This is a genomic window from Aporhodopirellula sallentina SM41, assembly GCF_000346505.1.
GTDB lineage: Bacteria > Planctomycetota > Planctomycetia > Pirellulales > Pirellulaceae > Rhodopirellula > Rhodopirellula sallentina.
The window spans coordinates 1-12,474 of sequence record NZ_ANOH01000184.1; the positions used below are offsets into that span (position 1 = coordinate 1).

Here is a 12,474-nt window from a genome sequence, read left to right on the forward strand (position 1 = left end):
GAGGTGCGAATCGGGTGAGTTGGTCGCGGAGTTCGATCAGTCCGACATGACGATAGCTAGTGTGCATTGTCTTCGTTTCCCAGTGCTTGATCGTTCGTGTCCAAATGTTTCCTTGCAACCCCGGCGGGTCGCCGACACGGTAATCTGATTTGCCCGGGGATCGCCAAATCCATAAGGCGATTAAGGGTCCTGCCTCGCGAGCACACAGTCGACCGATCGAAGGCCGAAAGTCTACCAAACGAGTCAAGTGTTTTTCGTGCGGCTCCATGCCACGCGAAATCGGATACTCAGCGATCGGTGCCGCAAATCTATTCCACTTGACGAATCGTACCGTACAGCGGAATGACGACATAAACGCCGAAATCCTTGTCCTCATGAGACCGATGAAGTGACGAACGAGTTCATCGAAAAGTTCGAATTTCCCCAGAATCGCCAGGGCGGAACTCCCCGTCTTGCCCCAGTTGCCTAATCGAGAACCGCATGGGTTCAGTTTTGGCTCGCACAACTAATGGCGGACAGGTCGTTTTTAGCCCCAAACGTGTCGCCTCATTTGGCGGCACTCAGTCGGACGGTGATGTGTACTGAAAATTCCAGACCAAAAGTGCGTGGGCGGCTGCGAATCTGTGCCTTGACTTCAAAAGTGTCCCGCAAAATGCTGCGTTTTGCGGGTTAGAAATTTTTCGAACTGTTGACCAAGTGTCCTATCGACGACACGAGAAATGTCACTTTTACAATCAGATTGCAACTTTTACTGTCTCAAAACGAGATTCTGGGCGATTCTTGGACAACCATTCAATCGGTTGGCTGGTTGATGCCGATTCTGCGGGAGTAGCGGCATTATTTCGCCGTTTTCTTTGGTCTTTTCGTCCCCGCCTTCCGCTGATTGAGTTTGCCCTGATGAGCCATCGGATTCACCGCGAAGCCCCTGCCTGTCGTCACCAAAACGAGCCAGTCGTGCCGGCGGCACCCCAAACCCCACTTGCCGATCACTCGCGTGCGAGCCGCCGTGGTTTTCTGGCGTCCGCGTTGGCGGCAGGAATCGCTGGCTCCCAGGCAACCTGGACTCCGGATTTGGCACAGGCGGCCGGTTCGGAGGAAACCCGCCTGTCCATTTCGCACGATAACGACCTGTTCCGTGTGCGGATGCAGATGGATGTCAAAGGGAACGTGACTTTGGTGGAAGACCCATTGATTCCCGAAGGCAAGAAAAAACTTCTCCCGGTCACGGCTGACCTGAGCCTCGATTACGAGGAACGGTTCCTGCGTCCGGCCAACGCCACCGGCGAATCGGAAGTGATCGCGGTCGAACGGCACATCCACGAGGCGATCGAAAAGAGCCGCCTGAGCCGCGCCGATCAAAAGACCGAACTCCGCGACACCGTGACGGACGTGATCGCCCGACGCGACCAACTCCCCGAAACGATCTATTCCAACGACGAATACCTGACGCACAAAGAAATCGATCTGCTGCGGACGCCGATCTCGAGCGTCGCGGTCGATCGCCTGGTTCCTCAGCAGATGATGCGTCCGGGCGAAAAGGTCACGATTTCCAACGCGGACCTCTGTTCGTTCTTCAACCTTTCGGCGGTGGCCGACAGCGACGTTCAGATCGAACTCGTTTCCGCCGATCGGTCGCAGGCGAAGTTGCAAATGCGAGGCAAAATCGACGGTTCGGTCTCCGGCGTGCCGACACGTCTTCAGATCGTGGGCAAATTGACGCTCGACCGCCGTGCCGGAGCGGTTGCCTGGGCCGCCGTCGCCATTCACGAAACCCGCGAAATCGGGAAGGCGGAGCCAGGGTTCGACATCACCGCGACGGTACGAATGGTCCGCAAACCGCTCGATCGCGTCCAAACGCTGCCCACCAAGCCTGCCGATATCGCCTTTGATGAGCCGCCTCCGCCGGAACGGCTGCTCGTGGCCGTCGAGAGCGAGCACGTCGGGGTCGAGGGATTGATGGATCGTCGATGGCGAATGATGCAGGACGTTCCGGGTGCGGCTGTACTGCGAATGATCGAAAACGACCAAGCGATCGCCCAACTGAACCTGCGACCACTTCCGCGACTGCCCGAAGGCCAGCAGTGGACGTTGGCGGCGTTCGAAAACGACGTCCGCAAAACGCTCGGCAACCGTTTCGGCGAATTGATCGAGAGCCATGAAGGGATGACCGACGGCGGGCTGCGGTTGCTGCGAGTGGTCGCCGCAGGGAGCGTCGAAGGGGTGCCGATCCAGTGGATCATGATGCATATCAGCGACAACAAACGACGACGCGTGATGGCAACATGGACGATGGATGGCGAGAGCGTTTCGAAGCTCGACGGGTCGGATATCCAGCTCGCCGCCTCGGTACGTCTCGTCGACGAGGGCCGCCGCACCGCCAAAACCGGCTCAGAAGCAACGAAAAGCCGTGAAAACATCGATTTGTCCGCCGTGAAATCAACCGACGAAGTAGAATCGGTGGCGTCGACCGCAGAAGTCTTGTCACCGAGCGACGTTAAACGCCGCTAAGGGCATCACGCCTCGAGAGTTACGAATTCGCCAGACCGATTCACCCGACATCCATTTCCCACCGGAAAACGCCACCCGAGCAGGCACTTTTGTCCGGCAAATGGGCCTGGCGAGCGATGAGAACGATCGGGCGAAACCGGTAAATTTGGCCGGTGGCCCGATAGACGGTGGAAACATCGATGGACGGTGGAAACATGGATGTCGCGCGATACCCCGAATTTCCTCGCGATCCGTTTTGTCAAATTCTGCGTCGTAACAAAACTTTTCCTCGCACCCACTCGGCGACTCTTCCGAACGCTTTTTTTGACCAAACCCATGCAATCAACCGGCATCAAACGTTCTCACCACCTTTGCCTCCCGCGTTTGGGTTTTCCGCGTTTGGTCGCTTCGCAGCGTGCCCACCACCCCCGAATGACGGCTGGGTCGCTGGGTCTTTTCGTCGCCAGCGTCCTGTTGGGGGGAATTCCGCTCTCCGGTCACCTGTCGGCTCAAGAGCCAGGCAAAGAAGATGCCTCGAGCCAATCGCAAACGCAATTCGCCCCCGGCGTGGTCACCGTCATCCCCCCGGCCCCCGATCCGAAGGAAACCTTCGACGGCCCGCTGACATTGCAATCGATGATCGACGCTCACCCCGAGATCAGTTGGGAGGCAACGGGCGATCACACCGACGGGCGGCCGCACTTCGATCCTCGCAGTCGCACCCTGCAGGCGATGCTTAAGCAAGTGATTTTGCGGCGTGAGATTTACTGTTTCGAATTCTCGTTCAAACCGCTGCGGCAGATTTACCTCGATATTCCACGTCCGGACGGGCGGATGCAGCGGAAATTGGTGCAGTACATGGTCTACCGCGTGCGATATCGGGGCGGCGACATGCGGCCAGCCGCCGATGACATGGAAAAGCCGATTTACCGGCGAATCGAGTCGGTCAGCTACAACTCACGCCGACTGTTCCCCATGTTCGTGCTCGAGGACCACGAGTCGAAAAAACAGTTCACCGACCAAATTTTGCCGACGGCGGTCGACCGAATCGCGATCCGCGAGCAGATCACCGCACCGCTGTACAACAACGTCGAAATCTCTCGTGTCAAAGTTCCGCGAACCAAAGACGACGACGCACCCGGCGTTTGGGGGGTTGCGACTTGGGTGGATGTCGATCCGAACGTCGATTTTTTCTCGGTCAACGTATTCGGCCTAACCAACGCATTTGAACAAGATGGCGAAGGAGCCGACGCGCCGTATCGCCGCAAGGCGTTGATGCTGAATTTCTTCCGTCCCGGCGACTCGATGGACCAACTGTCCGACCGTGTCCGCTTCGGCGTGCCCGCCTACGAGGACGAAAAAGACCAGAGCTACATTTTGGAGAAATATGGGCTCGATAAACGGCTTGATTACCGGTGGGTGTTCCGGTAACTTTCTCCCCTCTCACATCGAACATTTTCGCGTCACCGTGGTGACGCCTCCTCCAAACCAACATCGGCCGGGCAATTCCTTCGTCCGTTCCGAGATCAGCAAAACGAAGAAACAATGGCACACAAAAAGGGTCAGGGCAGTAGCCGCAACGGTCGCGACAGTAACGCACAACGCCGTGGAGTGAAACGATTCGGCGGTGAAGCGGTTCGTGCGGGCAATATCCTCATTCGTCAGGTTGGCACCAAATTCCACCCCGGAAAAGGCGTCGGCATGGGTAACGACTACACCCTGTTCGCGTTGGTTGACGGAAAAGTCCGATTCGACCGCGAAGGTCGCCGTATCAACGTCGACGTTGCCTGAACCTGAGCTCTACGATTGAATGGATTCAGCGTTGAGGGGCTCAACCCTCCGCAAGCCGAAGCGGTTCAGACTCTCTCCGGACCGCTTCTTGTTTTGGCCGGCGCGGGAACCGGTAAAACCCGCGTGGTGACGTTTCGCATTGCGAACCTGATCAAGAACGGGATCGCTCCGGAGCGAATTCTCGCCGTCACGTTCACCAATAAAGCCGCCGGCGAAATGCAGGAACGGGTCGGTGAACTGCTCGGACACAACAAAAAACGCCGCCGCAAAGGCGAGCCCGCTCCGCCCAAGCCCACGATCAGCACGTTCCACTCGCAGTGCGTCCGCATGTTGCGCGAACACGCCAACGTGCTCGGCTTCCCAAAGAAATTCTCGATCTACGATCGCAGCGACCAAGAGTCGCTCGCCCGAGCGATCCTGCGTGAACTGCGTTTGCCTAACACGGCACTCAAGCCATCGGACATGCTGTCGATCATCGGTTCGTGGAAGAACGAATCGATCATGCCCGATGAAGCCGTAGGCCACGCCAGCACCGACAAAGAACACTTTGCCGCCGCCGGTTACCGACGCTATCAAAATGCGTTGCGGGCCCGAGGCGCGATGGACTTCGATGACCTGCTGCTGCACACCGAAGTATTGCTGACCGAACACGAAGAAGTCCGCGAGGCCGAGGCGTCGAAGTACGATCACGTGCTCGTCGACGAATACCAGGACACCAACGGCAGCCAATACCGGATCACTCAGGCACTCACCAAGGACCACCGGAATTTTTGCGTCGTCGGCGACGACGATCAATCGATTTACGCTTGGCGAGGTGCAGACGTCTCGCACATCCTGAGCTTCTCGAAAGATTGGCCGGATGCGAAAATCGTGTGGCTCGAAGACAACTACCGATCCACCGGCGCGATCCTCGAGATGGCCAACCGCCTGATCGCGTTCAACACCGAACGCCACGACAAGATCCTCAAACCAGACCGCCCGACGGGCAAACGTCCGCGAATCGTCCAACACAAAGACGAAACCACCGAAGCCGAAACCGTTGTCCGAGAAATTCGGCACCTGATCGACAACGAACACATTCAACCTCGCGATATCGCGATCCTGTTTCGAACAAACGAACAACCCCGCTTGTTCGAAACCGAACTACGCAAAGCCGACGTTCCGTATGTGATGCTCGGCAGCCAGTCGTTCTTCGACCGCCGCGAAGTGCGCGACCTGATCGCTTACCTGAAGTGGATCAATCAACCCGACGATGAGATTTCGTTGCTGCGTGTGATCAACACCCCCGCGCGAGGCCTCAGCAACAAGTCGACGAAGCTACTGGTCGAACGCGCCGTGCAGCGCGGCGTCCCTGTCTGGCACGTGATGCAGAACAACGCGGCAATCGAAGACCTACCGGTCGCAGCGAAACGCGGGATCGAACAACTCAGGCAACTCTGTGCCGACGTGCAATTGCGTGCCGAGAATGACTCTCTCGTCGATGCCATGGAAACCCTGATGCAGCGAACCGGCTACGCCGACGAAATCACACGTCTGTATGACCAACCGGAAGAACGTGAAGCAAGAATGGCGTCGATCGGGGAATTCACCAACGCCATCGCCGCCTATCAAGACAAAACCGACAAACCTGAACTGTCGGGTTTCCTAAGCGATATCGCTCTGTCAGGTCGCGAGATGGGCAGCGAGAAAGACAAACTCGCGATGAAGAACGCGGTGTGGTTGCTAACGATGCACGCCGCCAAAGGACTGGAGTTTCCGGTCGTCTACATGGTCGGAATGGAAGACGGGTTCCTGCCCCATAGCCGGAGCGTCAAGAGTGGACGCGACGAAGACATCGCCGAAGAACGCCGGCTCTGCTACGTCGGCATCACGCGCGCCCAAGAAACACTCACCATGTCGCTTGCACTGACGCGGCGCAAATGGGGGAAACCACGCCCGACTCAACCGAGCCGGTTTCTCTATGAGATCACAGGCAAGGCAGAGAACCCGAACAAGTATCGCAAGCGAAGCGGTGGCGCCGCTCGCGTCCAACGCTGACACGAACCGATCGCGTTTTCGCGTGTCATAGCCGATGGCCTCTGGTCTCAAACACGACTTCCGAGCAACCACGCCATCCGAGCAATTGACATTTGAGCCTGACGGCGTCACGGGTCTACTGGATCATCGACTGAGTCCTACATAGACGTTCCTGACCCGCCCAATCGCAACCTTAGGCAAGAGGAGCTTTAGTTGGTTTCGAAAACAAAGAAGGCGGGCGGCAACGGACGTCGCGCAAAAGGCACCGCGACAATCCAACGCGTGTTTTGTGGTTGGGACGTACCGCTGCTCGAATCAGCGACTCGGTGGTTGATCGACAACCATTCCCTGTGGTCAGCGAGCCAAGAGGAAGCCGATGCCATGCCGTTGCTCGCGGCGCAGCTGGACGGCGATGTCTCTGATGACGCGCCACCCGATTCAAACGCGAACGGGCAATCCACCGGAACGATCGACTTGAGCCCGGTCGACGTCGTGCTTCCTTCGAGCCGAGCGATTCACCGGTTGCAGGAAAAACTGTTCTTTGCTGCGAAAGCAACAGGCAAACGTTATCGCCCGCCTCGCTTTTACCTCGTCGGTCGTTTGCCATCATTGCTGTACCGACGACCGGCCGAATGGGCGACCGACTTCGAACAAACGCTTGCCTGGGCACGCGTGCTCGCCTCGTCGGAACCGTCGCTGTTACAAACAATCATCCCAACCTTGCCCGATTCGGAATCGATGTCGGGTTGGCTCGACTTAGCGACCACTGTGGGACGGCTTTGGACGAAGACGTCAGCGGAAAACTGGACGTTTGACGATGTCGCCGATAAAGCCGACGGGGCGCCGGAGAAACGGAGGTGGGAGTTTCTCTCGGACGCTCACCGCCAATATCTCGAGGAACTCAAGAAAGCCGACCGCTGCGATCCCAACGCCGCTGCTCTGGACGCGATCGCTGATCGTCGCTGCCGAACGCTCCGTCCGCTCGTACTCGTGGGCGCCTCGGACCTTCCCGAGATGGTCAAGACGATGCTAAGCCAACTCGACGCTCCGGTATCGTCGCTCATTGCGGCCCCAGAAAACATGTCTGGCCACTTTGACGACCTAGGGTGCTTGAACGCAGACAAGTGGAAAGATCGGATCTTGCCGATCGAGGACGATCAACTGATTCCCGCCGAAGGAATCGAAGATCAAGTCCACAGTGTGACGGAAGTGCTCGCCGAGTTAAGTGAAAATCATAGCGTCGATGCGATCACCGTCGGCGTCACGGATGAGTCTCAAATCGAACCGATTGAAAACCAATGCCGAATGCTGAACGTGGAAACGTATCGCCATTTCGGCTGGACGGTAGCCGACACACCGGTCGGCCGCCTGATGGAGCTGATCGTCACCTATCGCCAACGCAGGAACTGGCGGTCACTCGCCGCGTTGGTTCGCCACGCCGCCGTGTACGAATTGATCGATCAGCAACTGCGAGAAGACGACACCGACAAAGGTGGCAAACCCACGAATACGGATTGGCTGACGAAACTAGACCAGCTCATGGCCGAAGCGTTCCCGCGGAACGTCGATCAGCCGCTGCCTCCGAAACGGTTCGAGGCCCCCGTCGTACAGAAGATTCGCGATCACGTCGCGACTTGGTTGTCTCCTTTGGACCAGGACCGGCAAACCATTCGCGGTTGGAGCGTGGCGGTGAAGGAGGTTCTTACGAAGGTCTACCCGCGTGACGAATCGTCGACTGCGTCCACACCTGATGAAGATTCGCGAACCGAACAAGCCGTTCAGGCAACGTTGGAAACACTCGCTGGACTCGAAGACCTAAGCGTTCCGCTCGACACACCGGTTGAATCTGACACCGCCATTGAGTTGCTCGCCGGACGGATCGGAGATATCAGCCTGCCCGACACATCGGCACCGGAAAAACTAGAAATTCTTGGGTGGCTCGATTTGGCACTCGATGACGCGCCCGCACTCGTGCTCTGCGGGCTCAATCACCCGTTTGTTCCTGAGGCTTCATCGAGCGACCCGTTCTTGCCGTCGGCGCTGCAAAAGTCACTCAACCAACGCGTTAACGACCGACGTTACGCGCGAGACGTGCACTCGTTGCAACAAATGTTGAGCGCGCGTGAGAATACAAAACTCATTGTCGGAAAACATTCGGCGGACGGATCCCCCACACCGCCGAGCCGCCTGCTCGCTGCGGCGACCGCCGAAGACGCGTCTCGGCGGGTGTGTCGTCTACTCACCGAGCAACGCCCCACGATTCAGATTGTGCGTGACCCAGATGGACCGCAACCGAACGACACGCTCGACGCAAAATTGGTTGACGAACAACGCAAACGTTTCTTCCGCCCACCTCCTCCCGAACCCGGACGGACGATCGAGACGCTCAGCGTGACCGCGTTCTCTGCCTACTTGGAGTGTCCCTATCGTTTTTACCTTCGTCACGTGCTGCGACTTCGGCCGCTTGATGATGCCGCACTCGAACTCGCCGCCAATCAATTCGGCGACCTCGTTCACGGAGCGTTGGAATACTTCGGCGAAAGCGACAAGAAGGACGAGGCCGATCCGGCCAAGATCGAAGCTGAACTGATCGCGCAACTACACCGTTTCGCCGAAGAACGATACGGCAGCAACACCGCATCGACGGTCGCACTCCAAGTTCGACAGGCGGAGCGTCGCCTCAAAACCGTCGCGTTGCGGCAGGCCGAACGGGTTGCCAAAGGGTGGCGGATCCACGCCGTCGAGGCCTCGGTGGATGAACTCGACTACGACCGAAAAACCAAAAAACCCAAGAAGCCAACCGGCATTACTCTCGACGGTCAATTCACCGGGTTGCGAGGTCGTTTCGATCGGATCGACTATCACCCGGAAACCGAACGATGGGCGATTCTTGACTACAAGACGCACGGACATCTACCGGAGAAGAAACACCTCAAGAAACTGCCCGACAAATCCACCACTTGGGTCGACCTGCAACTCCCGCTCTACCGTCGATTCATTCCCGATCTCGGGATTCCCGCCGATCCAGTCAACGTCGAATTGGGATACTTCAATGTCGCCGAAAAAGACGCGGAAACCCAAGTCAACATTGCCACGTTCACCGAAGCTCAATTTCAACAAGCGGACGAGTTGATTCACCACTGCGTCCGCCAAATCCGAACCTGCCATTTCGAACCCAACGAGAACGGCGTCGAATTCGATGACTACGAAATGATGTTCAACGAAACGACGACAACTCTCGGCGAAGATGACGAGGAATACAGCGAGGTGTCACGATGAATCAACGCGCCAAATCCGATTCTTCCACAGAAGAAGCAATCTCAATCGTAGTCGATGACAACGTGAACGACGCGTTCGATGAATTGTTGCTCGAACGCGAATTGCTGTCGCCCGAACTACTACGCAGCGCATTTGAACCGACACTCGTACGTGCCTCGGCGGGTACCGGGAAGACCTACCAACTCACCGCGCGACTCCTGAAGATTTTGTTGACCGGTGCTCCTCCCGAATCGGTGTTGGCAACCACGTTCACCCGGAAAGCGGCGGGGGAAATCCTCTCGCGAGTGCTGGTCACCCTCGGTACGGCAGCAGCCCCGAATCGCCCGGATGCGCTCGACGAACTTCGTCAGCAAGTCGATTTGCCCGGTTTGCCACGCAACGTTTGTGGCGATTTGTTTCATCGTCTGCTTCGCAACATCCACCGCCTGAGGATTTGCACGCTCGACAGTCTGTTCTCGCAACTCGCTCGAGCCTTGCCGTTCGAACTCGAACTGCCTCCCGGATGGCGACTCACCGACGACGTCGAAGAGGTTTGGTTGCGGCAACTCGCGGTCGGCAACATGATCGATGTTTTGGAATCGTCAGAGATCGAAACGTTGATCTCAATGCTCGGTCGCGGCGACGTCAAACGCAACATTGCTCGCGAGATCATCCAGGTCGTCGAAAACACCTATGAACTCGCCCGCCAAGGCAGCATCGAAGCGTGGGATTCGTTTTCAGTTCCGAGTCGTCCCGAATCCAAAATGATCACGGCGGCGGCAGGCACGTTTCGGATGGCGGAACTGAAACAAAAGTCGCTGTGTACGCTTCTCGAGAAGATGGCTGATCATCTCGACGCGCGGGATTTCGGACCGCTCGTTGAACAGACTCTGATCAAGAACATTCACAAGTCCCGTGTCGCGCACGAGGAAGTCAAATACGGGCGGAGCAAGTTTCCGCCGGAATTGGATCCCGAGTTTGACGTGCTGTACCAATCGGTTCAGTCCGAATCGCTGTCGCTACTCAGGAGCCAAAACCAGGCGACCGGGAGCGTCACCGCCCACTACGAAGGATCGATCAACGAAGTGAAACAGGCGCAGCGTGCGTTCGCATTTAGCGATATCGCGGTTCGACTCGCCAACGTTTTTCGTGACCTCCAGGCCGAAACGATTCAAAACCGCCTCGACTCGAAGATCAACCATCTATTGCTCGACGAGTTTCAAGACACCGCTCCGGTGCAGTGGCAGGTACTCAAAGTCATCGCTCAATCGGTCGTCAACGAACCGCCAAAGAATGTTACCGGCGGTTCGGGATCCGCCGTATCGCCAACGGATTTCGATCCGCGTCGAAGCCAATCGTTCTTCTGCGTCGGCGACACCAAACAAGCCATCTATGGATGGCGGGGCGGGGTTGCGGAAATCTTTGACGCGGTCGATCGCCAGATCGAAGGAATCGTCAGCCGGTCTCAAGACCAAAGCTACCGTAGTTCTCGGGTCGTCTTGGATGCGGTAACGGATGCGTTTCAAAATCTGCCTCGGCATCCGATGGCCGAATCCCCCGCAGAAGACGATCCTTCAGACAGAGCCGCCTACGAAGCAGTAGCGCTGCAAGAGTTCGCCAAAAAATTTCCCGACCACACGGCCGCAAAGAAATTGCCCGGCTATGTCCGCTTTGCCACCGGACCATTGCTGCAGCCCAAGGAGGATCCCGACGATCCCAAGGCGAAACCGATCAAACCGTCCGCCAAAGAGATCACGTCGGCGTTGATGGATGCGGCCGCGGAACAAATCCACTCCCTCAATCGCGCGGCACCTCACCTAACGATCGGAGTCCTTACGCGGACCAACGCGACGGTGGCGATGCTGATCGACCGTCTCGAATCTCTCAGCGTGGACGTCAGCGCGGAGGGAGGTAACCCACTGACGGACTCGGTTCCGGTGCGTTGGGCAATGTCAGCTCTGATGATGACCGAACACCCCGGCGATGGTCGTTGGCGTTTTCACATTGCCCATTCCCCGTTGGCGGATCATTTGCCACTGGCCGACACCGATCCTGCCGATGCGGCAGCGAACCAACTCCGGCGAATGATCGAAGACGATGGATTGGCGGCAACAGTCATGTTCCTCTCCGATGCACTGCGTCCGGTTTGCGATGCACGTGATCAAGTTCGGTTGCAACAACTCATTGAACTGACCACGCTCTACCGACACACCGCCCGCTCACGACTGCGTGATTTTGTCGACCTGGTCAACGTAAAACGGGTTCAGCGCCCACGTGCGGCTGCGGTACGTGTGATGACTGTTCACCAGTCCAAAGGACTCGAATTCGACGCGGTGTTTCTGCCCGAATTGCACAAAGAACTGATCGGCAGACCTCCACAGTGCATCGCCGATTTCCCCGACCTCGGTGAACCACCGATCGGGATGAGTCGCAGCATCAGCGAGAAACAATGGCACTTTCTTCCTGAACGATGGCAGCGAACGTTCGGCACCAACGTTCAATCACGTGTGACCGAAGCGTTGTGTTTGCTTTACGTCGCAATGACGCGGGCCAGGCAGGGCCTGTATATCCTGACGCCCCCGAGCACCAAACGTGATTTTGCCACGAAAAACGCGGCATCATTGCTCTATCACGCCTGGCAACAATCCTCACCACATTCGGAAGCCCGACCCCACCGCGGGCGACACGGTTCTCTACGAATCAGGCAACGACAAATGGTACGGCGAAGCAGAGAAAGCCGTACCGCACGTGGCGGATGACACCGAGGAAGTGCCGCAGCGTGTGACCGTTTTTGTCCAATCGGCGACACGCCGCGTCGCAACGCCATGCCAACGACCTAACGCTATGCCAATGACACCAACATAACGTCCTGACATGCACAAACCGCTTTCGTTCTGACGTCTTTGACATTGAACGCCTTCT

7 protein-coding genes are annotated in these 12,474 nt (G+C 57.4%); 6 read left to right on the forward strand and 1 reads right to left on the reverse strand.

Annotated elements, in window-relative coordinates; all coding sequences use genetic code 11:
* A partial coding sequence (locus RSSM_RS34705) for a hypothetical protein (RefSeq protein WP_236621098.1) occupies positions 1–247 on the reverse strand: 247 nt, incomplete at its 3' end.
* Between the two features lie 650 nt (positions 248–897).
* On the opposite strand from RSSM_RS34705, the gene RSSM_RS11860 reads away from it, so the two are divergent.
* The 6 genes from RSSM_RS11860 to RSSM_RS11885 all read left to right on the forward strand — a co-directional run bounded on the left by RSSM_RS11860 (position 898) and on the right by RSSM_RS11885 (position 12,311).
* The gene (locus tag RSSM_RS11860; protein WP_144059749.1) at positions 898–2,508 is read left to right on the forward strand and encodes a hypothetical protein; all 1,611 of its coding nucleotides are present in this window, start codon (positions 898–900) and stop codon (positions 2,506–2,508) included.
* 303 nt (positions 2,509–2,811) lie between these two features.
* On the forward strand, positions 2,812–3,918 hold the full coding sequence (locus RSSM_RS11865; protein WP_236621099.1) for a hypothetical protein: 1,107 nt from the start codon (positions 2,812–2,814) through the stop codon (positions 3,916–3,918).
* Between the two features lie 114 nt (positions 3,919–4,032).
* Positions 4,033–4,278 (forward strand): 50S ribosomal protein L27, encoded by a 246-nt coding sequence (rpmA, locus tag RSSM_RS11870; protein ID WP_008678578.1) that lies wholly within the window; start codon positions 4,033–4,035, stop codon positions 4,276–4,278.
* Between the two features lie 15 nt (positions 4,279–4,293).
* On the forward strand, positions 4,294–6,315 hold the full coding sequence (locus RSSM_RS11875) for an ATP-dependent helicase (protein ID WP_008678580.1): 2,022 nt from the start codon (positions 4,294–4,296) through the stop codon (positions 6,313–6,315).
* 192 nt (positions 6,316–6,507) lie between these two features.
* The gene (locus RSSM_RS11880; protein ID WP_008678581.1) at positions 6,508–9,573 is read left to right on the forward strand and encodes a PD-(D/E)XK nuclease family protein; all 3,066 of its coding nucleotides are present in this window, start codon (positions 6,508–6,510) and stop codon (positions 9,571–9,573) included.
* On the forward strand, positions 9,570–12,311 hold the full coding sequence (locus RSSM_RS11885; protein ID WP_008678583.1) for a UvrD-helicase domain-containing protein: 2,742 nt from the start codon (positions 9,570–9,572) through the stop codon (positions 12,309–12,311). The genes RSSM_RS11880 and RSSM_RS11885 overlap by 4 nt, the downstream gene beginning before the upstream one ends.
* Positions 12,312–12,474: the final 163 nt, after the last annotated feature.

Excerpts from the sequence above, each read along its gene's own strand:
- RSSM_RS11860 (WP_144059749.1), top strand. The coding sequence starts at position 898 with ATGAGCCATCGGATTCACCGCGAAGCCCCTGCCTGTCGTCACCAAAAC.
- rpmA (WP_008678578.1), top strand. The coding sequence starts at position 4,033 with ATGGCACACAAAAAGGGTCAGGGCAGTAGCCGCAACGGTCGCGACAGT.
- RSSM_RS11885 (WP_008678583.1), top strand. The coding sequence starts at position 9,570 with ATGAATCAACGCGCCAAATCCGATTCTTCCACAGAAGAAGCAATCTCA.